The organism is Actinokineospora sp. UTMC 2448, assembly GCF_024760565.1.
Taxonomy (GTDB): Bacteria; Actinomycetota; Actinomycetes; order Mycobacteriales; family Pseudonocardiaceae; genus Actinokineospora; species Actinokineospora fastidiosa.
On the sequence record NZ_CP031087.1, the window covers coordinates 625,176 to 649,097 of the forward strand.

26 protein-coding genes, 1 tRNA gene and 1 pseudogene are annotated in these 23,922 nt (G+C 72.3%); 20 read left to right on the forward strand and 8 right to left on the reverse strand.

Going from position 1 to position 23,922, the window contains the following annotated elements:
• The first annotated feature begins 362 nt into the window (after window positions 1–362).
• The 3 genes from Actkin_RS03065 to Actkin_RS03075 all read left to right on the forward strand — a co-directional run bounded on the left by Actkin_RS03065 (window position 363) and on the right by Actkin_RS03075 (window position 2,769).
• Complete coding sequence (locus Actkin_RS03065; protein ID WP_309569106.1) at window positions 363–1,043, forward strand: response regulator transcription factor; 681 nt, start codon at window positions 363–365, stop codon at window positions 1,041–1,043.
• Window positions 1,043–2,095, forward strand: a complete 1,053-nt coding sequence (locus tag Actkin_RS03070; protein ID WP_258905804.1) for a sensor histidine kinase — start codon at window positions 1,043–1,045, stop codon at window positions 2,093–2,095. The genes Actkin_RS03065 and Actkin_RS03070 overlap by 1 nt, the downstream gene beginning before the upstream one ends.
• 173 nt (window positions 2,096–2,268) lie before the next feature.
• On the forward strand, window positions 2,269–2,769 hold the full coding sequence (locus Actkin_RS03075) for a MogA/MoaB family molybdenum cofactor biosynthesis protein (protein ID WP_189208514.1): 501 nt from the start codon (window positions 2,269–2,271) through the stop codon (window positions 2,767–2,769).
• On the opposite strand, the gene Actkin_RS03080 is transcribed toward Actkin_RS03075, so the two are convergent.
• From Actkin_RS03080 to Actkin_RS03090, 3 genes are all read right to left on the reverse strand, one after another.
• Window positions 2,770–2,952, reverse strand: a complete 183-nt coding sequence (locus tag Actkin_RS03080) for a hypothetical protein (protein ID WP_189208513.1) — start codon at window positions 2,950–2,952, stop codon at window positions 2,770–2,772.
• 13 nt (window positions 2,953–2,965) lie between these two features.
• Window positions 2,966–3,370, reverse strand: coding sequence for a large-conductance mechanosensitive channel protein MscL (gene mscL, locus Actkin_RS03085; protein ID WP_258905805.1), 405 nt, complete (start codon window positions 3,368–3,370; stop codon window positions 2,966–2,968).
• A 124-nt stretch (window positions 3,371–3,494) separates the two neighbouring features.
• On the reverse strand, window positions 3,495–4,085 hold the full coding sequence (locus tag Actkin_RS03090; protein ID WP_258905806.1) for an SAF domain-containing protein: 591 nt from the start codon (window positions 4,083–4,085) through the stop codon (window positions 3,495–3,497).
• A gap of 85 nt (window positions 4,086–4,170) precedes the next feature.
• Between Actkin_RS03090 and Actkin_RS32680 the strand changes: the two genes are divergently transcribed.
• Window positions 4,171–4,353, forward strand: a complete 183-nt coding sequence (locus Actkin_RS32680; RefSeq protein ID WP_396123016.1) for a hypothetical protein — start codon at window positions 4,171–4,173, stop codon at window positions 4,351–4,353.
• Between the two features lie 14 nt (window positions 4,354–4,367).
• Here Actkin_RS32680 and Actkin_RS32685 read toward each other — a convergent pair.
• Window positions 4,368–4,508: pseudogene (locus Actkin_RS32685) on the reverse strand (FmdB family zinc ribbon protein); the annotation flags it as partial.
• Between the two features lie 116 nt (window positions 4,509–4,624).
• Window positions 4,625–5,236 carry a 5-formyltetrahydrofolate cyclo-ligase gene (locus Actkin_RS03100; protein WP_189208509.1) on the reverse strand — a complete coding sequence of 204 codons (612 nt, stop codon included), beginning with the start codon at window positions 5,234–5,236 and terminating at the stop codon, window positions 4,625–4,627.
• A gap of 24 nt (window positions 5,237–5,260) precedes the next feature.
• Between Actkin_RS03100 and Actkin_RS03105 the strand changes: the two genes are divergently transcribed.
• The 6 genes from Actkin_RS03105 (at window position 5,261) to Actkin_RS03130 (ending at window position 9,309) form a co-directional block, all read left to right on the forward strand.
• On the forward strand, window positions 5,261–6,145 hold the full coding sequence (locus Actkin_RS03105; RefSeq protein WP_189208508.1) for a UTP--glucose-1-phosphate uridylyltransferase: 885 nt from the start codon (window positions 5,261–5,263) through the stop codon (window positions 6,143–6,145).
• 22 nt (window positions 6,146–6,167) lie between these two features.
• On the forward strand, window positions 6,168–7,391 hold the full coding sequence (gene glp / locus Actkin_RS03110; protein WP_258905808.1) for a molybdotransferase-like divisome protein Glp: 1,224 nt from the start codon (window positions 6,168–6,170) through the stop codon (window positions 7,389–7,391).
• A 28-nt stretch (window positions 7,392–7,419) separates the two neighbouring features.
• Entirely contained in the window at window positions 7,420–8,040 is a 621-nt protein-coding gene (locus Actkin_RS03115; protein WP_229786454.1) for a GNAT family N-acetyltransferase, read from the forward strand.
• A 148-nt stretch (window positions 8,041–8,188) separates the two neighbouring features.
• Complete coding sequence (gene glpR, locus Actkin_RS03120) at window positions 8,189–8,842, forward strand: divisome protein SepX/GlpR (RefSeq protein WP_189208505.1); 654 nt, start codon at window positions 8,189–8,191, stop codon at window positions 8,840–8,842.
• Between the two features lie 57 nt (window positions 8,843–8,899).
• A tRNA-Ala gene (locus Actkin_RS03125) sits at window positions 8,900–8,972 on the forward strand.
• A 163-nt stretch (window positions 8,973–9,135) separates the two neighbouring features.
• Window positions 9,136–9,309 (forward strand): hypothetical protein, encoded by a 174-nt coding sequence (locus Actkin_RS03130; RefSeq protein WP_258905809.1) that lies wholly within the window; start codon window positions 9,136–9,138, stop codon window positions 9,307–9,309.
• Between the two features lie 180 nt (window positions 9,310–9,489).
• On the opposite strand, the gene Actkin_RS32690 is transcribed toward Actkin_RS03130, so the two are convergent.
• A complete protein-coding gene (locus Actkin_RS32690) occupies window positions 9,490–10,107 on the reverse strand; it encodes an RHS repeat-associated core domain-containing protein (RefSeq protein WP_396122934.1) in 618 nt (205 codons plus the stop codon).
• Window positions 10,108–10,197: 90 nt separating this feature from the next.
• Entirely contained in the window at window positions 10,198–10,404 is a 207-nt protein-coding gene (locus Actkin_RS03135; RefSeq protein ID WP_258905810.1) for a hypothetical protein, read from the reverse strand.
• Window positions 10,405–11,145: 741 nt separating this feature from the next.
• Here Actkin_RS03135 and Actkin_RS03140 point away from each other — a divergent pair.
• The 9 genes from Actkin_RS03140 (at window position 11,146) to trxA (ending at window position 19,729) form a co-directional block, all read left to right on the forward strand.
• On the forward strand, window positions 11,146–12,441 hold the full coding sequence (locus tag Actkin_RS03140; protein ID WP_258905811.1) for a protein kinase family protein: 1,296 nt from the start codon (window positions 11,146–11,148) through the stop codon (window positions 12,439–12,441).
• A complete protein-coding gene (locus Actkin_RS03145) occupies window positions 12,438–13,895 on the forward strand; it encodes a DUF4407 domain-containing protein (protein WP_258905812.1) in 1,458 nt (485 codons plus the stop codon). The genes Actkin_RS03140 and Actkin_RS03145 overlap by 4 nt, the downstream gene beginning before the upstream one ends.
• A gap of 10 nt (window positions 13,896–13,905) precedes the next feature.
• Window positions 13,906–14,634: a vWA domain-containing protein gene (locus Actkin_RS03150; RefSeq protein WP_258905813.1), complete on the forward strand. Its 729-nt coding sequence runs from the start codon at window positions 13,906–13,908 to the stop codon at window positions 14,632–14,634.
• On the forward strand, window positions 14,634–15,488 hold the full coding sequence (locus tag Actkin_RS03155; protein WP_258905814.1) for a protein phosphatase 2C domain-containing protein: 855 nt from the start codon (window positions 14,634–14,636) through the stop codon (window positions 15,486–15,488). Before Actkin_RS03150 ends, Actkin_RS03155 begins: the two co-directional genes overlap by 1 nt.
• Window positions 15,489–15,583: 95 nt before the next feature.
• On the forward strand, window positions 15,584–16,231 hold the full coding sequence (locus tag Actkin_RS03160) for a lytic polysaccharide monooxygenase auxiliary activity family 9 protein (protein WP_396122935.1): 648 nt from the start codon (window positions 15,584–15,586) through the stop codon (window positions 16,229–16,231).
• 82 nt (window positions 16,232–16,313) lie between these two features.
• A complete protein-coding gene (locus Actkin_RS03165; RefSeq protein WP_229786453.1) occupies window positions 16,314–17,660 on the forward strand; it encodes a dihydrolipoyl dehydrogenase family protein in 1,347 nt (448 codons plus the stop codon).
• A 114-nt stretch (window positions 17,661–17,774) separates the two neighbouring features.
• Entirely contained in the window at window positions 17,775–18,437 is a 663-nt protein-coding gene (locus tag Actkin_RS03170; protein ID WP_258905821.1) for a hypothetical protein, read from the forward strand.
• A 17-nt stretch (window positions 18,438–18,454) separates the two neighbouring features.
• Window positions 18,455–19,258 carry a putative RNA methyltransferase gene (locus Actkin_RS03175; RefSeq protein ID WP_258905823.1) on the forward strand — a complete coding sequence of 268 codons (804 nt, stop codon included), beginning with the start codon at window positions 18,455–18,457 and terminating at the stop codon, window positions 19,256–19,258.
• Window positions 19,259–19,351: 93 nt separating this feature from the next.
• A complete protein-coding gene (gene trxA, locus Actkin_RS03180) occupies window positions 19,352–19,729 on the forward strand; it encodes a thioredoxin (RefSeq protein WP_189208496.1) in 378 nt (125 codons plus the stop codon).
• 42 nt (window positions 19,730–19,771) lie between these two features.
• Here trxA and Actkin_RS03185 read toward each other — a convergent pair whose 3' ends face one another.
• Window positions 19,772–21,655, reverse strand: coding sequence for a propionyl-CoA synthetase (locus Actkin_RS03185; RefSeq protein WP_258905827.1), 1,884 nt, complete (start codon window positions 21,653–21,655; stop codon window positions 19,772–19,774).
• A 126-nt stretch (window positions 21,656–21,781) separates the two neighbouring features.
• Between Actkin_RS03185 and Actkin_RS03190 the strand changes: the two genes are divergently transcribed.
• Complete coding sequence (locus Actkin_RS03190; protein ID WP_258905833.1) at window positions 21,782–23,818, forward strand: serine/threonine-protein kinase; 2,037 nt, start codon at window positions 21,782–21,784, stop codon at window positions 23,816–23,818.
• Window positions 23,819–23,922: the final 104 nt, after the last annotated feature.

Consider the following 23,922-nt stretch of genomic DNA (forward strand, 5'->3'; position numbering starts at 1 on the left):
AGGGGCGCTCGTCGCTCGGGGAATGGGCCCGCCGTCCCGGGCCGTCAGGTTGCAACCGCAGGACGAAAACGTTTGCGGGGTACTTCGGCGGCACAGGTCGGGGCGAGCGGTTTCGGGGCCGGTCGTTGGTCCAGAGGCGGGCGCGTTCTGGTCGAACGACTATCCCGTGGGGCGGTGCGCGGGGATTGCGGCGTTGCCGTGGGGCGGTGGTTTGTGCCGGGTGTTGGCGGAGGACGTGGGCTGGGTGCGCTTCGTGGGCTGGGTGGTTGTTGTGGCGGGCGTATCTTCCGGGGTGGAAAGGTCGAGGCGGCGTTGTCATCCCGGGCGCAGCAGTTCTTCTGGGCAGCTGAGAGGTGGAGTTGATGGGGCGCGTGCTCGTGGTGGACGACGACATGACCGTGTCCGACGTGGTGCGGCGGTATCTCGAACGGGCTGGGCATGAGGTCGTGTTGGCGGCTACCGGCGAGGAGGGGGTGGCCTGGGCTGCCGAGCATCGGCCGGACCTGGTCGTGCTTGACCTCATGCTTCCCGGCATCGACGGGCTGGAGGTGTGCAGGCGGCTGCGGGAGCGCAGTGCTGTCCCGGTCGTCATGTTGACCGCGCTCGGCGAGGAGGAGGACCGCATCGCGGGGCTGAGTCTGGGAGCGGATGACTACGTCACCAAGCCGTTCAGCCCGCGGGAGTTGGCGCTGCGGGTCGACTCGGTGTTGCGGCGGGCCAACGCCGCTCCGCCCGTGGCGGCCGTGTTGGTCGACGGTGGGCTGCGGGTGGACCCGGCCGCCCGCCAGGCGAGCATGGACGGGCTGGAGCTGGCCCTCACCACGCGCGAGTTCGATCTGCTGGCCTTCCTGATGGCCCACCCCGGGGAGGCGTTCACCCGCGAGCGGCTGCTGCATGAGGTCTGGGGCTGGGAGTTCGGCGACCGGTCCACAGTCACCGTCCATGTGCGACGGTTGCGGGAGAAGATCGAGCGCGCGCCCGCCAAACCCACCCGCATCAGCACGGTCTGGGGTGTCGGCTACCGCTACGACAGGAGCACGTGATGGTCGAGGACGACGAGACCATGCGGCAGATGATCGGGCACGTCGTGGAGATCCTGCCGTACGCGTTGCTGTTGGTCCTCCCGGTCGTCGCCGTCGGCGCGCTCGTGCTGCATCTGTTGCGTGATCGCGCGCTGTCGACCTCGATGACGGTGCTCGTGCTGGTTCCGCTGGCCGCGATGGTGACGGGCGTGCTCGGCATCTGCGGGTTCATGTTCAACACGACGCTGACGACGATGTTGCTGGTGTGCCTGCTGGTCACCGTCGTCACCGTCCCGGTCGCGGTGTTCCTCGGCCGCCGCACCGCCGCCCGGACGGTCTGGGAGCGCGAGGCCCGCGAACGCGAGCGCGGCGCCGAGGCCTCCCGCCGCGAACTGGTCGCCTGGATCAGCCACGACCTGCGCACCCCGCTGGCGGGCATCCGCGCCATGGCCGAGGCCCTCGCCGACGGCGTCGTGTCCGCCCCCGACGAGGTCTGCCGCTACGCCGACCGCATCGGCGACGAGGCCACCCGCCTCTCCGGCATGGTCGACGACCTCTTCGAGCTCTCCCGCATCACCGCGGGCGCGCTCCGCCTGACGTTGTCCGAGGTCCCGCTGCGCGACGTCGTCAGCGACGCGCTCGCCGCGCAGACCCCCGTGGCCAGCCGCAAGGGCGTCACCATCCACGCCCACGCCGACGCCTGGCCGGTGGTCCTCGGCAGCGACCCCGAGCTGGCCCGCGTGGTGCGCAACCTGGTCTCCAACGCCATCCGCCACACGCCCCCGGACGGCACCGTCGCCATCCAGGTCGGCGTCGAGGGCGAGGACGCCGTGCTGGCCGTCGCCGACGCCTGCGGCGGCATCCCCGAAGCCGACCTGCCCCGCGTCTTCGACGTCGCCTTCCGCGGCAGCCCCGCCCGCACCCCACCCACCCCGAACCCCGACCCGGCGGGCGGCGGCCTGGGCCTGGCCATCGCCAAGGGCCTGGTGGAGGCCCACCACGGCCGCATCGCCGCCCGCAACCACGGCCCCGGCTGCCGCTTCGAGGTCCGCCTCCCCCTGGCGAGCGCCTGACCCAGGACCACCCGACGGCGGCGCCAGACCACGACGAAGTCACGCCGTCACCGCCCGAGCACGCCTCACCGTCGGTGGGCGAGCGGCCGTCACGATTTCGTCAGGAACACGACCCGCACGACACGGATCACTCGCAGCGGCCCGTCGCCGGGCGGACGACTACGGTTGGCGGCATGGAACGCAGCGCGCAGCAGCTGGGCAGGGCTCTTATCGTCATCGTGGATGACCGGTTGGCGCACGGGGAGGAGGACGACTCCGTCGGACCGCTGGTGACCGAGCTGCTGGAGGAAGCAGGCTTCATCGTCGACGGCGTCGTCCCCGTCGAGGGCGAGACCGTCGCCATCCGCAACGCCCTCAACACCGCCGTGATCGGCGGCGCCGACCTCGTCATCACCGTCGGCGGCACCGGGGTGTCCCCCCGCGACGTCACCCCGGACGCCACGCAGGGCGTGCTCGACCGGCCCATCCCGGGCATCGCCGAGGCCCTGCGCTCCTCCGGCCTGGCCGCGGGCGCGGTCGACGCGGGCATCTCGCGCGGCCTCGTCGGCATCTCCGGCAGCACCCTGGTGGTCAACCTGGCCGGGTCGCGCAGCGCCGTGCGCGACGGCATGGCCACGCTGTCCACCCTGGTGCCGTACGTGATCGGCGAGCTGTCGGACATCTACGCGAGCTGATCAGCCCTCGTGGTGCGGGGGACGATTGCGCTGGTACCAGTCGTCCCCGCGCCGCTCGTCCTCGCCGTCGCCGCGCTCGTCCCGGGTGGTCTCCGGCAGCACCTCGCCGAAGATCCGGTCGAGTTCGGCGCGCCGGACCGCCGCTGCCCGCTCGGCCGGGCTCGGGTTGTCGGACTCCGTCATACCCCCAATCGTGTCACTTGCCCGCGTGGTTCTGCTGGCGCAGCAGGTCGCGGATCTCGATGAGCAGCTCGACGTCGGTGGGCCGGGCCGGGCCGGCCTCCTCCCCGCGCTTGCGCCGCTCCTGGATGGTCTTCACCGGCAGGACGATCACGAAGTAGATGACCGCCGCGACGATCAGGAAGTTGATCGCGGCGTTGATCACCGATCCGAAGTCGAGGAACGTCGCCGGGTTCTCGCTCAGGATGCGCACCCCGAGGCCCTGCGCCGCGTCGCTGCCGCCGATCGCGCTCAGCAACGGCTTGATGAGGCCGTTGGTGAACGCGGTGACGATGGTCGTGAACGCCGCGCCGATGATGACGGCGACCGCGAGGTCGACGACGTTGCCGCGCATCAGGAAGTCCTTGAAGCCCTTGAACACGGGTTGCTCCGTTCGCAGGGGACGGCGGGGGAACCGTCCGGGGTGGGGTGTGTCGGCATGGGCGGTCTAGGGCCCGCCGAAAGCAGGCCTGACCAGCGGGACGGACCGCCTCGGCGATCAACCGCTAGCGCAGGGTAACGCCCACCGGCCGCTCCAAAGCTACGGCGGCCACCCGTGTCGCCGAATCCCCCGGAAGGGCGAGCAGCACCACCGGCCCGTCCCGCGCCGAGTCGCCGCCGTGCACGGCGAGCACCACCCCGTCGCGCGCCACCACCGCGTGCGGCTCGGCGGCCACGACGTCCACGCGCGCACCGGCCCGCAGCAGCCGCGCCACCCCGGGATCGGCCAGGCGCAGCGGAACCGCGTCCTGGCCGGGGCCGGCGGCCAGGCGGACGTGCTCCGGCCCGAGCAGCCGGGTCCGGGTGAGCGGCTCGCCAGCGCTCGCGGCGGCCACCAGCACCGCCGACTCCACTTCGGACGCCTCGGCCAGCGCGGCGCCGGGCACGAGGTCCGGCGGCATCCGGACGGACCGCACGTCGGCGGCCGACAGCACGGCCCCGGCGGGCAGGTCGCGGGCGGCGACGAGCACGGGCGCCGTCCCGTCCCGCGCCGACGGCGTGAACGCGAGTACGGCGGCGAGCAGCACAAGCACGCCAGCGGCGGCGCGGCGCAGGCTGAGCGGACGGGTCAGGCGGTCGAGAACGGCACGAGGCACCACGGGCTCCCCAGGTCGGTCGGAATCTGTCCCTTCCGACGGTAGGAGCGGGGCAGCACTCGCTGCCAGGGTTACCCCGGCGCCTGTGGACAACCGGGAAACCGCAGGTCAGGACGCCTTGGCGGTGGTGGTGGTCGTCGTCGAGGAGGACGAGGTGGAGGACGCCGTGGACGACTCCGCCTTCGCCGCGGGCTTCGACTCCGTGGTGGAGGACGACGAGTCGCTGGACGTCGTGCTCTTGGTCCCCGAGCGGCTGTCGTTGCGGTAGAAGCCGCTGCCCTTGAACACCACACCGACCGAGCCGTAGAGCTTGCGCAGCCTGCCGGTGCACTCCGGGCACTCGGTAAGCGAAGCGTCGGTGAACTTCTGGACCGCCTCGAAACGGTGGTCGCAGGCCGTACAGGCGTACTGATACGTGGGCACGACCGCGGTTCCTCTCCGTCAGTTCTGGCACTCGACCAGCCAGAGTGCCAAACAATTCTGCGTCACCACCCACCGTGAGCGCAAACACCAGCGCAAGCGGCCGGAAGTGACCTCCGTCATGCCCCCAGCGGACGCAGCCCCTTCTCCGGCGTCAGCACCGCCGTCATCCGGATGTCGTGCGGCTCGGCGGGCAGGTGGTCGAACACCTCCTGGTCGCGCACCACGGCGATCAGCGGCGTGCCCGGCGCGGCCAGCGCCAGCGAGCGGTCGTAGTGCCCGGCCCCGCGCCCCAGCCGCACCCCGGCCCGGTCGACGGCCAGCGCGGGCACCAGCACGGCGTCGGCGATGCGCAGCGCGGCGGGCCCCAGCCGCTCGCCGATCGGCTGCAGCAGTCCGAACGGCCCCGGCCGCAGCGACTCCCTGCCGTCGTACCAGGCCCAGTCCAGCGGCTCCCTGCCCACCACGATCGGCAGCAGGATCCGCACGCCCCGGTCGGCCACCTCGTCGAGCATCTGCCACGACCCCGGCTCCGACCCGATCGGCACGTACCCGCACAGCGTGTCCCCGCGACGCACAACGCGGCCCTCGGTGAGCCTGCCCGTCAGCTTGATCGCCTCGGCGAACCGGGCGCTCGCCGGGACCCGTCGGCGTTCGCTGAGCAGCGCCCTGCGCCACTGGTCCTTCGTCCACGCCCGCGTCGCGTCGAGATCACGTCCAGAGCCGGCCACCCCACGAGGTTAGGCTGACTGTCCATGAACGCGTCGAGCGCATTCACCACCGCCATCGTGCCCGCAGCGGGTCTGGGCACCCGGTTCCTCCCCACCACGAAGTCGGTTCCCAAGGAACTGCTGCCGGTCGTGGACACCCCCGGCATCGAGTACGTCGCCCGCGAAGCGGCAGAGGCGGGCGCGAAACGCCTGGTCATCGTGACCTCGCCCGGCAAGGAGGCGGTCGTCGACTACTTCCGCCCGCGCCCGGAACTGGAGAGCACGCTGGAAGAACGCGGCAAGACCGACCTGCTGGACAAGGTCCGCCGCGCCCCCGCGCTCCTGGAAGTCGAGACGGCGCTGCAGGAACAGGCGCTCGGCCTGGGCCACGCCGTCGGCTGCGCCGAGCCCAACCTGCGCGGCGACGACGACGCGGTGGCCGTCCTGCTGCCCGACGACCTCGTGCTGCCCACCGGCGTCCTCGCCCGCATGGCCGACGTGCGCACCCGCAAGGGCGGCACGGTCCTCTGCGCCTTCGACATCCCGAAGGACCAGATCAGCGCCTACGGCGTGTTCGACGTGGAGCCCACCGCCGACACCGACGTGCTCAAGGTCAACGGGATGGTGGAGAAGCCGCCCGCCGACCAGGCCCCGTCGACCTTCGCCGCCGCGGGCCGCTACCTGCTCGACCGCGCGGTCTTCGACGCGCTCAAGCGGATCACCCCCGGCGCGGGCGGGGAACTGCAGCTCACCGACGCCATCGCGCTGCTGATCGCCGAGGGCCACCCCGTGCACGTCGTCGTGCACCGCGGCGGGCGACATGACCTGGGAAATCCGGGCGGGTTCCTGCGCGCCGCCGTGGACTTTGCACTCGACCATCCGGAGTATGGGGACGACCTGCGCGCGTGGCTGACGCAACGGCTGGCGTGACCAGGGGGTTCAGGGAGTGCGGATGAGGTCTGTCGACGAGCAAGTCGAGCGTGCGCTGGCCGCGGCGGTGCGGCCCGCGCCCGTCCGGGTGGCCATCTCCGAGGCGCAGGGGCTGCTCTGCGCCGAGGAGGTCGTCGCCGAGCGCGCGCTGCCCGGCTTCGACCAGGCCGCCGTGGACGGCTACGCGGTGCGCAGCGTCGACACCCAGTCCGCCGCGGACGAGCCGGTGGTGCTGCCGGTCGTCGGCGAGATCGCGGCGGGCTCGCGCCAGCCGCGCAGGCTGCAGCCGGGGCAGGCGGTGCGCATCGCGACCGGCGCGCCGCTGCCCACCCTCGCCGACGCCGTGCTGCCCACCGGCTACACCGACGGCCACCACGCGCGGGTCACCGTGCACCAGCCGGTGCCGTCGGCCGGCTTCGTCCGCCGCACCGGGGAGGACGTGCAGACCGGCGACGTCGCCGTGCGGCGCGGCACCGTGATCGGCAGCGCCCAGGTCGGCCTGCTCGCCGCGGTCGGCAGGGCCAAGGTGCTGGTCTACCCGCGTCCCCGGGTCTCGATCATCTCCGTCGGCGACGAACTCGTCGACATCGACCGCGCCCCCGGCGAGGGCCAGGTCTACGACGTCAACTCCTACGCCCTGGCCGCCGCCGCGCGCGACGCGGGCGCCGAGGTCGTGCGCGTGGGCATCGTGCCCGCCGAGCCGCGCAAGCTGCGCGAGGCCGTGGAGAGCAGGCTGCTGCTCTCCGAGATCGTGGTGATCGCGGGCGGCGTCGGCGGCGACCTGGCCGACGAGGTGCGCGCCGCGCTGGTCGACCTCGGCGAGATCGACATGACCCGGGTCGCGATGCACCCCGGCTCGGTGCAGGGCTTCGGCAGGCTCGGCCCGGACGCGGTGCCGACGTTCCTGCTGCCCGGCAACCCGATGAGCGCGCTGGTCGTCTTCGAGGTCATGGTGCGCCCGCTCATCCGCGCCGCCCAGGGCAAGCGCAACCCGCACCGCCGGGTGGTCACCGCGGCCCTGCTGTCCCCGATCACGTCCACAAAGGCCCGCCGCGGCTTCCTGCGCGGCCAGCTGCTGCGCGACGAGTCGACCGGCGACTACCTGGTCCACCCGCTCGGCCTGTCCGGCTCGCACCTGCTGGCGTCGCTGGCCGAGGCCAACTGCCTGATCCTGGTGGACGAGGACACCACGGAGGTCGCGGCCGGTGAGCGGGTCCAGGTCAGCTTCCTCGCCCAGCGTGGCTGACCCGGCAGGGCGCCACCCCGGATGGCCCGTGCGGCTCGGTCCGCTGCGGGTGCCCGCGGGCGTCGTGGAGCTGCGGCCGCCGCGGCTGAGCGACGGCGGCACGTGGAGCCGGGTGCGGCTGCGCGACCGCCGGTACCTGGAGGAGTGGGAGCCGGTCGCGCCGGGCACGTGGGAGGACCGCAACTCGCCGCTGGCCTGGCTTGCCCAATGGGGCACTCTTCGCGGCCTCGCTCGCCGGGGCGTCTCCATCCCGCTGGTGATCGTCCTCGACGGGCGGCCAGCGGGTCAGATCACCGTCGGTGGCATCGTCCGAGGGGCGCTCTGCTCCGGATGGGTGGGCTACTGGGTCGGCACCCATGCCGCGGGTGGCGGTGTCGCCACGGCGGCCGTCGCGATGGTGGTGGACCACTGCTTCGCGAGCGCGGGCCTGCACCGCGTCGAGGCGACCGTCCGGCCGGAGAACGTCCCCAGCCTGCGGGTGCTGGCCAAACTGGGGTTCCGCGAGGAAGGCCTCTTCCGCCGCTACCTCGACGTCGCGGGCGACTGGCGCGACCACCGGTGCCTCGCGCTGACCACAGAGGACATCCCCGGCGGCCTGGTCGCGAGGCTGCTCGCCGAGGGCAGGGCGGCCCCAGCGGAAAAAGTTTGATCAAGACCGTTACGGGGGAAAGTCCCTGCGCGACCACCCGGACGGGCGATAACGTGCGGCGCGCCTCCGCCACACGTGTGACTGTTGTGACTAACGTGGCGAAGGCAGGGAGCATCGTGGGAGAACGGACAGGGGGAGGTACCGGGGCATGCCCAGCTCGTTGATCGTGGTCGCGCTCGTCGTGGCCTGGCTCGTCGTTCTCGTCCCGATGGTCGTGCGCAAGCGCCAGGAGATCGCCCGGACCACCGAATCCACCCTCGCCGGTCGCGTCGTCCGCGCTGCTGACGAACCAAGCGACGATGACGACGCCCACGTCCGGGAGGAGTTCCCCATGGACGACGAGCAGCTCGCCGACGACGACATCGAACCCCGCCGCTACCGCCCCGGCCGCGGCGGCTTCGACCCCGACGCCGCCGCCCGCGCCGCGCGCGCCAAGTACCGGTTCCGCCAGCGGGTGGTCGTCCTGATGCTGCTGGCCGCCGTCGCCACCGCCGTGGTCGCCGGGGTGGCCACGCCGTGGCTGTGGTGGGCCCACGGCGGCATCGACGTCCTGCTGGTCGGGTACCTGACGTACCTGCGCAGGCAGGTCCGCATCGAGGACGAGATCCGCCGCAGGCGCCTCGCCCGCATGCAGGCCGCCCGCCGCCACCACGCCCGCCCGGTCGAGGACTACGCCCCCCGCCCGGCCACCCGCCCCACCCACCCGGGCGCCGTCGCCGTCGACATCGACGACGAGGACCCCTGGTTCGACGACCTCGGCGACCCCCGAGAGCTGTCGTACCGCCGAGCGGTGGGCGAGTAGGACCCCCTGTCCGAGGGTGCGCGGAGACCCTTGCTATGCTCTCCGCGCACCACTTACGGGGCTGTAGCGCAGTTGGTAGCGCGTCTCGTTCGCATCGAGAAGGTCAGGGGTTCGATTCCCCTCAGCTCCACCCCAGAGGGCCTACTAGCAGGACTGTTCCAGTTCCGCTGGTAGGCCCTCTACGGTTTTCATGGCAAGAAAGCCGCCTCCCAGGTCGGAGCGGCTTACGCTGCTCCCCGTCACATCGCATGTACGCGGCGTAGGCGTCCTCCAGCATCCGGAGTGCTACTCGGATGAGGGCAGCTGTCGCGTTCTTCGACGCGGGACTCGACACCGCCGAGGACATCGCCCACGACCTGGCGTCGCGGGCCGGGGCGACCTGGCGCTGCATGCCACCTACGCCGCCGCCGCGCAGATCGGCTGGCGCCCGGCACAACTCGACCGAGCGGTGTGGAGGCACCAGGTAGCGCGCGGGCGTCGACGGACCTGACTGGCCGCATCGGCAGGACAACGGGTTGCTCTTCCGCTTGGGCGTCGAGCACCCCGTTGCTTGCCATTACTTCTTTCGTCTGCTTCGCATGGCGATGAGAATGGCCGCAATGCCGAGGAGTGTCCCGATGGCGCCGAACACGATTGGCAGTAGTTGGTCATGCGCACGCTTCTCCTGGTGGGGTCGCTGTTGTTGATCGGGTCGGATTGGGCGTAGGCGTAGGGGCTGCGTTCCTGGTTGGTGGGTCGGGTTGGGTGAAGCGGCCCCAGGTGGGGTTGTAGTAGCGGTAGCTGAGTACCAGCAGGCCGTCGGTCACCGACTGGACGCTGCTGTTGGCCGTCCACGTTTGCGAGCGGGCGTGTCCGAGCGGGTCGACGGCCTTGTGCCCGTTGGGGTCGGTCACGGTGGTTTGGGTGGTGCTGTCGTAGGCGAATAGGGTTTCCGCTGCACCCGCCTGACGCGAGGTGCCGACCTTGGTCGTGCGGTCGTACTCGTCGTAGGTGAAGGACCAGACCCGACCGAGCGGATCGGTCAGCGACAGCGGCTGGTACCTCTCCCCGTCGGTGTCGAACCTTCCACTGGAACGTCGTACCGTGGCCGATGACCGAGCGACGAAAGCCGTCCCGGTCGACCACCGTGAGGCCGGGCCGTGGTTGGTAAGACTGCTTGACCTGCTGCCCGAGGTACGCGCCGTGCTCCTCCTCGGCCGGATCGCCCAAGAAGGGTGGCAGAGGGCGAGCGAACTGCTGCCTGCTCGTGTTCCAAACGCTTCCACTGATCACGAGGCCGCATCCGGGCAACCTCGGAACGAAAGTCGTGCGAGGTGCAGTTGCGTTGCATCGTCGTGATGCCGTCAGGAGTTGGGTCAAGAGCCGGGGTTGTTCGCTCGCTTGGTCCTGACGAGGTCTGCGATGCCGTCGGCGAGAAACCCGCCGATGAGGCATCCGACGATCACCAGAGCCCAGCTCGCTTCATCGATGAAGATGAATCCGAGGACGGCTGCGATCGTGAGGATAGTGCCTGTGATGAGGTAGTAGCGGGGGCTATGACGGGATGGTGAGGGATTCGTCATCAGAAGAGTTTCGCAATCTGACCGGGAAGCCTGCTGACACCTTCGAGCGTGCCGCCTGCAACGCCGAGGAGTCCGTCGATGGAGGTGTCCTGGTGGGTTCCGCCCCCGATGCTGGAGCCGAGCGCTGCTCCGGCTCCACCACCGAGGCCTCCCAGGACGGCGACGGCTCCAGCGCAACCGAGTCCGGCCGTGGCGGGGCAGGCGGCAGCGAGACCGACGCCGACCGCGGCGCCGACGGCCCCGACAGACGAACTCGTGCTACCGCCGGTGGGAGGTGAGTTGTTGATCGGGTCGGATTGGGCGTAGGGGTTGCGTTCCTGGTTTGTGTGGTCGGGTTGGGTGAAGCGGCCTCAGGTGGGGTTGTAGTAGCGGTAGCCGACTATCAGCAGGCCGTTGTTGGGGGGTGTAGCCGCCGATGTGGCGGAACGGGGTGGTGGCTGCGGCTGAGCCGTTGGTGTGAGCATGGCCAGGGCTCCTCAGCGGGCGGGCCAGCCGCCCCGGCGAACTCGTGGTCGTCTGTGTCGGTCTGGTCGACGGGAAGACGGACTCCGCGGGACCTGACAGCTTCAGGACACTTTCTCCACAAACGGGCCGACGGCGTGATCACACTCCTATGTTTGCCGCACACGTGCCGCGACCGTTTGGAGCGTTGTGACCCCGTTGGGAAGTCCCGAGATCGCCGTCGATCGTGCGCGGCTGGGGGAGATCGGGAAGCTTCTCGGGCGTGGTGGCGAGGCCTCGGTGTACGAGTTGCCCAAGTGGTCCATACCGGACCGGCCGGGGCCCTTGGTGTTCAAGGAGTACCGCAGGCAGCACGGGGAGCCTGCGCGCCTGCGCACCATCGTCGCCGTGCGCGGGGCGTTGGATCTGCAGCGGCGGGATCGGTTGGACAGCCTGGCCGCGTGGCCGTGTCGGGTGGTCGAGGACGGCGGCGAGGTCGTCGGGATCGTCATGCCGCGCATCCCCGCGCGGTACACCGCGGAGATCTCGCTGCCCGGCAGCAACACCGTCGCCCGGCACGCGCGGGAAGTGCAGAACCTGTTCATCGATCCCGGCCGCATGGCGCGCCTCGGGCACGAGGTGCCGTCGATGCGCGCCCGGATCGCGCTGTGCCGGGACATGGCCGCCGCGCTCGCGTTCTTCCACGACGAGCTGGAAGTCGTCTTCGGCGACATCAACCACGCCAACGAGCTCTACCGCCTGGAGCCCACCGGGGTCTTCTTCATCGACTGCGACGGCGTCCGCCCGCGCGGGGTCGTCGCGCGGCACTCGCAGCTCAACTCCCCGGACTGGATCCCGCCGGAGCCGGGGCCGCTGACCAGGGCGACCGACCTCTACAAGTACGGCCTGTTCGTCCTGCGCTGCCTGCTGCCCGGCGCCGACGCGTCCAACAACACCGACCCAGCGCCCGCAGCGGCCGTGCTCGACGCCGTGGGCATGGACCTGCTGACCAGGGCGCTGCACGCGAACCCCGCGGTCCGGCCGAGCGCCCGGGACTGGCGCCGCCACCTCAACGCGCTGCTCGGCGAGCCCGAGGAGCCGCCGGTGATCACCGCGGCGAGCCTGGGCCGCGACCACGTCCTGCGCGGGCAGCCGGTCGAGGTGGCCTGGGCCGCGGAGCACGCCATGACCGTCGAGGTGCGCTCGGGCGGGTTCGCCGTGCGCGTGGACGGCAAGGCGGGCAGGGGGACCGTGCTGGCCGACGTCGAGCGCAGCGGGTTCGTCCAGGTCCACGCGCACAACGAGCTCGGCGTCGACGTGAAGGTGATCGGGCCGGTGGCGGTGGTGCAGCCGCCGGAGACGGCGTGGCTGCCCGCGCCGCTGCCGTCGCTGGTGTTCCCGCACGTCGGCCTGCCCGTGCCGCCGATGTTCGTGCCGGTGCCGCCCGCGCCGGTCCCGGCGCCCGCGCTCGCCGCGGACGTCGCGCGGGCCGCCGGTCCGCTGCGGCTCACCGTCCCGCTGGCCGCGCCGATGACCCCCGAGGACGTCATCGGGGCGGGCCCGGTCCTCACCTTCGACACGGAAGGAGCGGCATGAGGCAGCTGCTCGCCCGGCTCGCGGGCGCCCGCCCCGACGTGCTCGCCCGCGCGCCCGGCGACCTGGGCAAGCAGGCGGCCATGGGCGGCGTCCTGCTGACCACGGCCGGGCTGGCGGGCGTGTCGGCGTTCTTCGCGCTGCACTCCGCGCTCGGGCTCGGGCCGGTCGCCGCCGTCGCCGCCGCGCTGGTCTGGTTCGTGGTCATCCTCAACCTCGACCGGATGCTGGTGATCAGCATGGGGTCGGTGTCCGGGTTCTGGCACAAGGCCGCGGTGGCCGTGCCCCGGCTCGCCCTGGCGTTCGTCATCGGCGCGGTGGTGTCCACGCCGCTGGTGCTGCGGATCTTCCAGCCGGAGATCGAGGCCGAGCTGACGTCCATGCGGGCCGAGGCGTACCAGCGCAGCCAGGTCGAGCTCGACGCCGCCTTCCAGCAGATCGAGGACCTCACCGCCGAGGAGCGGCGGCTGCTGACGGTCATCGAGGGCCGCGACGGGCCGTCCGTGGCAGGCGACCCCGACGTCGTCGCCGCCAAGGAGGCCTACGAGCGGGCGGACGAGATCTACCGCGAGGCCGAGCGCATCGCGCAGTGCGAACTGGACGGCACCTGCGGCAGCGGCGTGCCCGGCGTCGGCGAGTCGCAGCGCCAGAAGCGCGCCGCCGCCGACCGGGCCAGGGCCGACCGCGACGCGGCCAAGCGCAAGCTCGACGAGGTCACCGCCGCGGCCACGGACCGGATGGACGAGGGCGCGGCCGCCGCCGTGGCCGCCGCGCGCGCGAAGCTGCCGGAGGTGCAGAGCGACCTGTCTGTCGCCCAGGAGCGCAAACGGGCCGCCGAGGCCGACGCGCACGAGGCGCAGAACGGCAACAGCGGCATGCTCGCCCGGCTGACCGCGCTCGACCGGATCGGCGACGAGCACTCGGGCGCGGCGACCGCCCGGCTGATGCTGTTCCTGCTGTTCCTGTTCGTGGAGATCCTGCCGATCCTGGTCAAGGTCCTCATGAGCGTCGGGTCGGACTCGCTCTACGACCGCATCGCCGCGCGGTCCGACGACGCCGCCGACGCCGACGACGAACTGCGCGTCGCCAACGACCGCAAGCTGCGCCAGGCCGAGGAGGACGCCCGCGTCGCGGTGGCCCAGCAGCGCGTCGACGCCCAGATCGAGGTGGGCAGGCGGGCCACGGAGAAGCTGGTGGAGCGGCAGAGCGCCATCGCGCTGCGCTCGGTCGAGGTGTGGGCCGAGGTGGCGATGGCGCGCACCGACGAGGAACTCGACCGCTGGTACCGCGCCCACGTCCGCCCGCACGACTTCGGTCCGACCGGCTCGGCCCCGCATGGCCAAACCCCGTACGGGCAGGCGCCATACGGGCAAACCCCGTACGGGCAGGCGGCGTACGGCTCGCCGGAGGACACGGTGCGGCTGCGCCCGGTGCACACCAACGGACACCACTACTAGGAGGAGACCAATGCGCGGAAAGCTGCTCCCGTTCTACCTGGTGATCGACGTGTCGTACTCGATGTCCGGGGCCAAGCTGGACGCGGCGGCGCGGATCATGCCCGCGGTGGTCGACGCGCTGGCCAAGGCGCCGATCCTGTCCGACAAGGTCCGCTTCGGCGTGCTCGACTTCTCCGACGACGCCCAGGTCCGGCTGCCGCTGTGCGACGTGCTCGACGAGAACGTCGTGCTGCCCCAGCTGTCCGTGCGCGGCGGGACGTCCTACATGGCCGCCTTCCGCCTGCTGCGCACCGAGATCGAGGCGAACGTCAAGCAGCTCAAGGCCGACGGGTACGCCGTGCACCGGCCCGCGGTGTTCTTCCTCAGCGACGGCGCGCCCACCGACCGCGAGAACGACTGGGTGTCCGCCTTCAGCGACCTGACCGCGTTCGACAAGGAGACCGGCCGGGGCTTCCCGATGTTCCCCAACGTCGTGCCGTGCGGGGTCGAGGGCGCGGACCCGGCGATCCTGCAGCGGCTGATCCACCCGGCGCGCGGCGGCAAGCCGATGCGGATGTTCCTGGCCGACGACGGCGAGGACGCGGCCAAGGCGATCACGATGATGGCCGAGATCCTGATCTCCAGCATCCTGGCGTCGGGGCAGAGCCTGGCCGCTGGCGACTCCGGCATCCTGCTGCCGCCCGAGGAGGAGCTGCCCGGCGGGGTCAAGTCCTACGGCGCCGACGACGACTTCGTCTGATGGGCGCCTACGTCATCGGCGAGCCGGGCCGCGCGTTCGGCAGCGTGGTGCCCGCCCCCGACCCGGCGCACTGGCACCGCCCGGACACGGTCATCGACGGCTACGCCGTCCACTACGGCGGACGCACGGCTCATGTGCGCGCCGCGAGCGTGCGGGGCCTGTCCCACCGCCACTACGGCAAGGTCCGCCAGGACGAGTACCTGGTCCGCACCACCGACGACGGCCGCTATGTGATCGCGGCCGTCGCCGACGGGGTGTCGGCGGGCCCGCTCTCGCATCGGGCCGCCTGCTGGGCCGTCCGCCAGGGCGGCGACCACCTGTGCGACATCTTGTCCACAATGGACGCGCCGAGCATCCCGTGGGAGAAGCTGTTCGAGGTGATCGCAGCCGACATCGCCGACTTCGGCGCCGACCTCCTCGGCGACCGCGGGCTGACCGCGCGCGAGGTCGCCGAGCGGATGGCCACGACGGCGTCGTTCGCCGTGCTCGACCTGGCCACCGGCGGCCTGTACGGCGCGAGCGTGGGCGACACGTCGATCTGGCTGCTCCGCGGCGGCTGGTTCCCCTTGCAGCCGGTCAAGAACGACGGCGCCGACATCCACACCTCCGCGGTCCGGGCGCTCCCGCTGCCCGCCACGCCGGTGCTCGCGCGCGCCGACGTCCAGCCCGGTGACGTGCTCGTCGTGCTCTCCGACGGCGTCGGGGACCCGCTCGGCGACGGCGCGGGGGAGGTGGGCGCCGCGCTGGCGGAGCTGTGGCGCACGCCGCCGCCGGAGCTGGAGTTCGCCGCGCAGGTCGGCTTCGCCCGCAAGACCTACGACGACGACCGCACCGCCGTCGCGGTCTGGGTCTAGGGCTTCCCAAGATCCCGCGCGCCACCTAAGGTGAGGAATTGGGAGCGCTCCCAACCAGTTGGTGATTCCTCAACGCGGAGGGCGATGTGGCGCTCGTGAGAACAGGCAGAAGGCTGGCCGTGCTGCTGGCCGCGGTCGGGCTGCTGGTGTCGGGGCTGTTCACCGGCACGGCGGCGGCGCACGGCTCGGCGACGGACCCGGCGTCGCGCAATTACGGGTGTTGGCAGCGGTGGGGCCACGACTTCCAGAACCCGCAGATGGCGACGCAGGACCCGATGTGCTGGCAGGCGTGGCGGGACAACCCGAACGCGATGTGGAACTGGAACGGGCTGTTCCGGGAGAACGTGCGGGGCAACCACCAGGCCGCGATCCCCGACGGGCAGCTGTGCAGCGCGGGCCTGACCGAGGGCGGCCGGTACCGGTCGCTGGACGCCGTCGGGCCCTGGCACGCGGCGGTGAAGCCGAGGCAGTTCCGGCTGACCGTCACCGACCAGGCCCGGCACGGGGCGGACTACCTGCGGATCTACATCACCCGGCAGGGCTTCGACCCCACGACCCAACCGCTGCGGTGGAGCGACCTGCAGCTGGTGACCTCGACCGGCCGGTACGCGCCCGGCAACGGGATCTACCAGGTCGACGTCAACGCGGGCAGCCGGACGGGCCGCCACATCGTCTACACGATCTGGCAGGCCAGCCACCTCGACCAGTCGTACTACTTCTGCAGTGATGTGATCTTCCAGTAGCGGAAAGCGGCTCCCGGCCCCCGCACGGGGGGCCGGGACCCTCCGGCGGTGGCAGAGTTGACGTCGTCGAGAGGAGAAGCCGGTGCGGGTGGACATCGCGGTGGTCGGGCTGGGCCCGGGCGGGGAGCAGGTGGCGACGAGGCTCGCGGGCGCTGGCCTGCGGGTCGCGGCGATCGAGGCGCGGCTCGTCGGCGGGGAGTGCCCGTACTACGCCTGCGTCCCCACGAAGATGATGATCCGCGCCGCGCACGCCCTGGCCGAGGCGCGCCGGGTGGGGGAGCTGGCCGGGACGGCGGAGGTGCACACCGACTGGTCCATGGTCTCCGCCCGCATCCGCGACGAGGCCACCGACGACTGGGACGACGCCGTGGCCGTCGAGCGGCTGACCAAGGCGGGCGTGGAGTTCGTGCGCGGCAGGGCGCGCATCACCGGGCCCGGCGAGCTGGTCGTCGGCGACACCACGATCCACGCCGAGCGCGGGATCGTGCTCAACCCGGGCACCGAGCCCGCCGTGCCGCCCATCGACGGGCTGGCCGGGACCCCGTTCTGGACCAATCGGGAGGCCGTGCGGGCCAAGGCCGTGCCCGGGGAGGTCGTCGTGGTCGGCGGCGGGCCGGTGGGCTGCGAGTTCGCCCAGGTGTTCGGCCGCTTCGGCGCGCGGGTCACGGTCGTGCAGTCCGCCGACCGGCTGCTGCCCAGGGACGAGCCGGAGGCGGGCGAGCTGATCGCCGAGCAGTTCGCCGCCGAGGGCATCGACGTGCGCGTCGGCGCGAAGGTGACGTCGGTGAGCCACGACGGCGGCGCGTTCTCGGTGACCGTCGACGGCGACACGGTGAAGGCCGGGCAGCTGCTGATCGCCACCGGCCGCAGGACCGACCTCAAGGCGCTCGGCGTCGGGGCGTACGGCCTGGACGAGTCCGCCAAGGGCATCGAGGTCGACCGGCGCATGCGCGCCGCGGACGGGCTGTGGGCCATCGGCGACGTGACCGGCGAGGGCGCGTTCACCCACATGTCGATGTACCAGGCGGGGATCGCCGTGGCCGACATCCTGGGCGAGCCCGCGTCCGCCGACTACCGCGCCGTGCCCAGGGTGACGTTCACCGACCCCGAGGTGGGCGCGGTCGGGCTGACCGAGGCGCAGGCGCGGGAGCGCGGCGTCGACGTCCGGGTCGGCAGCACGCTGATCCCGTCGTCGTCGCGCGGCTGGATCCACAAGGTGGGCAACGACGGCTTCATCAAGCTGGTCGCGGACGCCGGACGGGGTGTGCTCGTCGGCGCGACGTCGGTCGGACCGGCGGGCGGCGAGGTGCTCGGCGCGCTCGCCGTCGCGGTGCACGCCGAGGTCCCGGTGGACTCGCTGCGCGGGATGATCTTCGCCTACCCCACCTTCCACCGCGCCATTTCCGCTGCTCTGGATGATCTGGCGTAATCATTCGATCGAGCGTGGTGGGTTGTGGTCAGCTCGTAGTAGTCGTGCGGTACCTTTCCGCCCAAGACGATCGTTGTCGCCCACATGGCCCATGTTCGATCAAAGGTGGAGAAAGTGGTCACTCTGCGACGCGTCGGCGCGGCTGCCCTGCTGGCTGGCCTGCTGACCTGCCTCCCGTCCGTGGCGATGGCCCAGACGCCTGAAGAAGACCCCCGAGCGACCCAGCACGACGGCAACGCCGTGGCGAAGGACTGCCCGCAGCTGTGGCCGGGCAGCACCGCGGTCCAGCTGACCGACAGCGACCCGAGCAAGCAGTACATCGACATCACGTCCGTCCCCGACGGCGTCGAGGTCGTGGGCGTGGTCGTCAAGGGCGGCGACGGCTACAACACCTACGACGCCCCCGACCTGGGCGCCCTGCCCTGGCTGGACCTGTACTCGCCGCTCAACAACGGCGGCAACATCCCCGACGTCAGCCACTGGTTCGCCTGCGGGGTCAAGGACACGACCACCACGACCACGACGACCACCTCCAGCGGGACCACCACGACCACGGCGCCCGGTGAGACCACCACCGACGTGACGCCGACGACGGACGTGCCCACCTCGCCCGAGGTCACCACGACCACCGCCCCCGGCGCGCCCGGGGAGGACGACGACCTGGCCGACACCGGCGCCAACCCCGGCTGGCTGCTGCTGACCGGCCTGCTCCTGCTGGCAGGTGGCGGTCTGGCCCTGTTCAGCCCGAAGGTCCGCGCGGCTTTCGCCCGCCGCTGACCCCGTAAGGTCGGTGCGTGCTCGCCGACGTCCTGCCGTTCCTGGTCTGCCCGCATTGCGGTGAGGGCCTGGCGGCGGACGTCGGCGTGCTGCGTTGTCCGCGCAGGCACAGCTTCGACGTCGCCAAGCAGGGATACGTGACCCTCCTGCGCGGCGCGCCCGCCGCGGGCGACACCGCGGAGATGGTCGCCGCCCGGGCCGGGTTCCTGGCCGCGGGCCACTACGACCCGCTTGTGCGCGCTCTGGCCGACTGGCGCGCGCCTGGGCTCGTGGTCGACGCGGGCGCGGGCACCGGCTTCTACCTCTCCGCGCTGCTCGACGACGGCCCGGGCATCGCCCTCGATTCGTCCAAACCGGCCCTGCGCCGCGCCGCCAGGGCCCACCCGCGCATCGGCGCCGTGGCCTGCGACCTCTGGCAGCCGCTACCGGTGCGCACCGCGGCCGCGAGCCTGGTCCTCAACGTCTTCGCCCCGCGCAACCCGCCCGAACTCCGCCGCGTCCTGCGCGACGGCGGCACGCTGCTGGTGGCGGCCCCGACCAGCGGCCACCTCGCCGAACTGGTGTCCGAACTGGACCTGCTCACCGTGGACGAGGACAAGCAGGACCGCATCGACGCCCGCCTCGCGCCGTTCTTCACCGTGCGCGACCAGCGGCTCTGCGAATTCACCCTCACCCTCGACCGCGACGATGTGCGCGCTCTCATCGGTATGGGCCCGAACGCTTTCCATGCCCGTCAGGACCGCGACGAGCGCATAGCGGCGATGCCGACGCCGGTCCAGGTGACGGCGTCGGTGGTGGTGACCGCTTACCGAGCGTGTTAGTCGGCCCCTTCGGGATTGCCGGGCGGGGTCACCGGGGAATTCCCCCATGACCCGGATCGTTAACCTGGGGACAGCCGAATCCAGGGAGGCCATGTGGCAACCGTCGAGCTGACCACCGAAAACTTCGACGAGGTCGTGGGCGGTGGCGACACCGTTCTCGTCGACTTCTGGGCGAGCTGGTGCGGTCCGTGCCGCCAGTTCGCCCCGGTGTTCGACGCGGCGTCGGAGAAGCACACCGACGTCGTGTTCGGCAAGGTCGACACCGAGGCCCAGCAGGCCCTCGCCCAAGCCTTCGGCGTCTCGTCCATCCCCACCGTGATGGCAGTCCGCGAGGGCGTCGTCCTCTACGCCCAGCCGGGCGCGCTGCCCGCCGCGGCGCTGGAGGACCTGATCAGCCAGGTCAAGGCCGTGGACATGGGCGAGGTGCGGGCCAAGATCGCCGAGGCCCAGTCCCAGCAGGACCAGCAGTAGCGCGACCGGGGCCCGCTCTCCGCGAGCGGGCCCCGCTCCGCGTCAGGTGGCCTCGCCGGGCAGCAGGACCGGGCGCAGCGCCGCCAGCACGGCCGGGTCCTCGATCGTCGAGGGGACCGGCTCGTCGCGCCCGTCGGCGATGCCGCGCATCGTCTTCCGCAGGATCTTGCCGCTGCGCGTCTTCGGCAGTCCGTCCACAATGGCCACATCGCGGAACGCGGCCACCGGGCCGATCTCCCGCCGCACGGCCGCGACCAGCTCCGACCGCAACGTCTCCGGGTCGATCGACGCGCCAGCCTTGAGCACGACGAAACCCCGGGGCAGCTGGCCCTTCAGCGCGTCCCGGACCCCGATGACGGCGCACTCGGCGACGGCGGGATGCGCGGCCAGCACGGCCTCCATCGCGCCGGTGGACAGCCGGTGTCCGGCCACGTTGATCACATCGTCGACGCGGCCCATCACGTACAGGTAGCCGTCGGAGTCGAAATAGCCGCCGTCGCCGGTCAGGTAGTAGCCGGGGTACTGGCTCAGGTACGACTCGATGTAGCGCTGATCGTCTCCCCACAGCGTGGGCAGCGTGCCCGGGGGCAGCGGCAGGCGGATCGCGATCGCGCCCTCGACGCCGACGGGCGCCTCGGCGCCGCCCTCGTCCAGGACCCGCACGTCGAACCCCGGCACGGGCACGCTCGGGCTGCCGGGCTTCACCGGCATCGGCTCCAGGCCGCGGGGGTTGGCGCAGACCGGCCAGCCCGTCTCCGTCTGCCACCAGTGGTCGATCACCGGGACGCCCAGCTTCCCGGCCGCCCAGTGGTAGGTCTGCGGGTCCAGCCGCTCCCCGGCCAGGAACAGCGTCTCGAACCGGGACAGGTCGTACTTGGCCATTTCGGCGCCGTCAGGGTCGGCGCGCTTGATGGCCCGGAACGCCGTCGGCGCGGTGAACAGGGCCTTCGCGCCCGTCTCGGCGATGACGCGCCAGAACGCGCCCGCGTCCGGGGTGCCGACCGGCTTGCCCTCGTACAGCACGGTCGTCGCGCCCACCAGCAGCGGCGCGTACACGATGTAGGAGTGGCCGACGACCCAGCCCACGTCGGAGGCCGCCCAGAACACCTCGCCGGGGTGGATGTCGTAGATGTTCGGCATCGACCAGGCCAGCGCCACCGCGTGCCCGCCGTTGTCGCGCACCACGCCCTTGGGCCGCCCGGTGGTGCCGGAGGTGTAGAGCACGTACAGCGGGTCGGTCGCCGCCACCGGGACGCACCCCACCGGCTCGGCCGCCGCCATCGCGGCGTCCCAGTCCACGTCGCCGTCGACCGGCTCGGCGGGGACCTCGGGACGCTGGACCACGACCACGTGGTCGGGCCGGTGGGCGCTCATCCGCAGCGCCTCGGCGATGATCGGCCGGTACGGCACGACCCGGCTCGGCTCGATGCCGCCGGAGGCCGCCACGATGGCCTTCGGCCGCGCGTCGTCGATGCGCGAGGCCAGCTCGCGCGGGGCGAAGCCGCCGAAGACGACCGAGTGCACCGCGCCGAGCCGGGCGCAGGCCAGCATCGCGACCACGGCCTGCGGGATCATCGGCAGGTAGACGATCACCCGGTCGCCCCGGCCGACGCCGAGGCCCGCGAGCACGCCTGCGAACCGGGCGACCAGGTCGGTCAGCTCGGCGTAGGTGTAGGTGGCCTTGACGCCGGTGACGGGCGAGTCGTAGATCAGCGCGGGCTGGTCGGCGCGGTCGGGCAGGTGCCGGTCGAGGGCGTTGTGGCAGGTGTTGAGCACGCCGTCGGGGAACCACCGGTACAGCGGGGCGGCGCTGTCGTCCAGGGCCCGGCTCGGCGCCCGGGTCCAGTCGACCGCGGCGGCCGCCTCCAGCCAGAAGCCCTCGGGGTCGGCGATGCTGCGGCGGTGCGCGTCGGCGTGGGAGCCCATGGCCCCACCTTGCCATCCGACCGCAACCCCCGAGGGTCTCCGGACGTCCCTGTGGATGAGCCCCGAGGCGGCGATCGGCGTCGGCATTAGGCTGGTCGACAACAGCCGGTGGATCAGAGAGGAGCAGTGGACGCAGTGCTCGAGCTGGCCGCTTCGCTGCTGTCGTTCGCGCACAGCATCTTCGGGCCCGGGTTCTGCCCGGGCGACTGGGTGTGGGCGACCAGCACGGCCGGAGCCCTGATCGCGCTCCTGCCGACCCTCGGCGCCCTGGTCATCGCCCTGGTGCGCAAGTTCACCGGCAACCTCTACAACACCGCCACGATCAGCGTGTTCGCCGTGGTCGGGGGCGTGTTCGGGCTGCTGCTGCCGTGGCTGCTGTTCAACGGCGTCGGCACGGTCTACAACCGGGTGTTCGCGGGCCAGCCGGTGCCGCTGTCCAAGGCCGAGCTGGCCTCCTTCGGCGACCGGCACTGCTGGGTCGACAGCCAGGCCGAGTACCTCGGCGGGCGGGCCAACGCCTACGAGGTGCTGTTCCACCCCTTCGAGAGCACCCCGATGTACCTGCTGCGGCTGCTGATGCTGGTCATCGTGCCCGCGCTGTGCCTGCTGTTCGTGCTGCTGCAGGGCAGGCTGGCGCTGCGCCGCGGCCCGAAGTGGCCGGGCAGGCTGCTGTGGGGCCCGTTCGCGCTGATGGTGCTGCTCACGCTGCCGGTCGAGGCCAACACCGCCGCCCACCTGTGGGCGGGCTTCCTGCTGTTCTCGGTGCTCGGGCTCATCCCGGTGCTGGTGGTCGGGCCGCCGAGCTGGGCGGTCATCGAGCGCAACTACCAGCGTCCCGAGCCCGCCCGACCGGACCAGGGTCCGCGCCCGGAGACCGCGGCCCGCCCGGTGCCGCCGCCCCCGCCCGCCCGCCCGGTCGGCCCGCCGCAGCCGACTCGCGTGGACAGCGCCCTGGCCGTGCAGAACGCCAAGGTCGTCCCGCCCACCCACGGCCCGCCGACGGCGCAGCAGGGGCAGCCGCTGTCCGGCCCGCTTCCCGGGCAGGGCCAGCCGCTGTCCGGCCCGCTCTCCGGGCAGGGCCAGCCGCTGATGTCCGGCCAGCAGCCGCCGTTGCTGTCGGGGCAGCAGCCGCCGCCGTACCAGCCGCCCCCGCCGCTGCCGCCGTACCAGCCGGAGGGCGCCTACCCGGCGCACCCGCCGACGCTGCGCGGCGAGCCCGAGGGCGCCGCGCTGGCCGCCGACCCCGGCCCGCTGCCGTTCACCCCGCGCGGCGCTGCCGCCCCGCCGCCGTCCATCCGCCCGACCGGCAGCCGCTTCCGCAAGGTCCGCGCCCTGGGCCGGGGCGGCTTCGGCACGGTGTGGCTGGCCGTCGACACCCAGCTCGACCGCACGGTCGCGGTGAAGATGGCCCACGCGCCCGACGCCGAGACCGAGGAGCGCATGCTGCGCGAGGCCCGCGCGCTGGCCGCCGTGCACCACCCCAACTGCGTGCGGGTGTACGACATCGTCTCCGAGCCCGAGGGCCTCGGCCTGGTCATGGAGTACATCGAGGGCCAGCCCCTCGCCGACCGCGTCACCGACGGCGGCCCGCTCGACGACGTGGCCGCCGCCCGGCTGTGGATCACCATGGCGGGCGCCCTCGCCGCCGCCCACGCCAAGGGCGTCCTCCACCGCGACGTGAAGCCCTCCAACATCATCATCGACCCCGACGGCAACGCCCACCTGATCGACTTCGGCATCGCCCGCTCCAAGGGTGACTCCACCCTCACGGCCACCGGAATGATGGTCGGCACCCCCGACTTCCTCGCCTCGGAGACCGCCGCGGGCGCCAACGCCACCCCCGCCTCCGACGCCTGGCAGTTGGCCGCCACCGTGAGCTACGCCCTCACCGGCAAGCCCCCACGCGGCAACCGCGAGAACGCCATGGCCGCCCTGATGGCCGCCGCGAAGTCCGAGCCCTTGACCGAGATCCCCAAGCAGAGCGCCCACCTACGCCTGCTGACCGCCGCCCTGGACAACGAACCCCGCCGCCGCCCCACCCTCCAAGCAGTGGCCCGCGAACTGAGCGACTGGCTGGCAAGGGAGGGCCACACCGAAACCGGCCCAGTAACCCAAATCGTGCGCCGAGAGGACATAGAGGACCGAACGCGCCCGATGCGGTAACCACACAAGCAAGGGCTGACCGCCCTCCCCACCGCACCTCAACCTGCTGGCCCCCAGTCGACCGCTCTTCCCCCTTGCCCCCTCGTCCTGGCCGTCTTTAACCC

What these genes read in the sequence shown, in the direction of transcription:
- Actkin_RS03065 (WP_309569106.1), top strand. Translation starts at nt 363, where the DNA reads ATGGGGCGCGTGCTCGTGGTGGACGACGACATGACCGTGTCCGACGTG.
- Actkin_RS03070 (WP_258905804.1), top strand. Translation starts at nt 1,043, where the DNA reads ATGGTCGAGGACGACGAGACCATGCGGCAGATGATCGGGCACGTCGTG.
- Actkin_RS03075 (WP_189208514.1), top strand. Translation starts at nt 2,269, where the DNA reads ATGGAACGCAGCGCGCAGCAGCTGGGCAGGGCTCTTATCGTCATCGTG.
- Actkin_RS03080 (WP_189208513.1), bottom strand. Translation starts at nt 2,952, where the DNA reads ATGACGGAGTCCGACAACCCGAGCCCGGCCGAGCGGGCAGCGGCGGTC.
- Actkin_RS03105 (WP_189208508.1), top strand. Translation starts at nt 5,261, where the DNA reads ATGAACGCGTCGAGCGCATTCACCACCGCCATCGTGCCCGCAGCGGGT.
- glp (WP_258905808.1), top strand. Translation starts at nt 6,168, where the DNA reads ATGAGGTCTGTCGACGAGCAAGTCGAGCGTGCGCTGGCCGCGGCGGTG.
- glpR (WP_189208505.1), top strand. Translation starts at nt 8,189, where the DNA reads ATGCCCAGCTCGTTGATCGTGGTCGCGCTCGTCGTGGCCTGGCTCGTC.
- Actkin_RS03130 (WP_258905809.1), top strand. Translation starts at nt 9,136, where the DNA reads ATGAGGGCAGCTGTCGCGTTCTTCGACGCGGGACTCGACACCGCCGAG.
- Actkin_RS03135 (WP_258905810.1), bottom strand. Translation starts at nt 10,404, where the DNA reads ATGACGAATCCCTCACCATCCCGTCATAGCCCCCGCTACTACCTCATC.
- Actkin_RS03145 (WP_258905812.1), top strand. Translation starts at nt 12,438, where the DNA reads ATGAGGCAGCTGCTCGCCCGGCTCGCGGGCGCCCGCCCCGACGTGCTC.
- Actkin_RS03150 (WP_258905813.1), top strand. Translation starts at nt 13,906, where the DNA reads ATGCGCGGAAAGCTGCTCCCGTTCTACCTGGTGATCGACGTGTCGTAC.
- Actkin_RS03155 (WP_258905814.1), top strand. Translation starts at nt 14,634, where the DNA reads ATGGGCGCCTACGTCATCGGCGAGCCGGGCCGCGCGTTCGGCAGCGTG.
- Actkin_RS03185 (WP_258905827.1), bottom strand. Translation starts at nt 21,655, where the DNA reads ATGGGCTCCCACGCCGACGCGCACCGCCGCAGCATCGCCGACCCCGAG.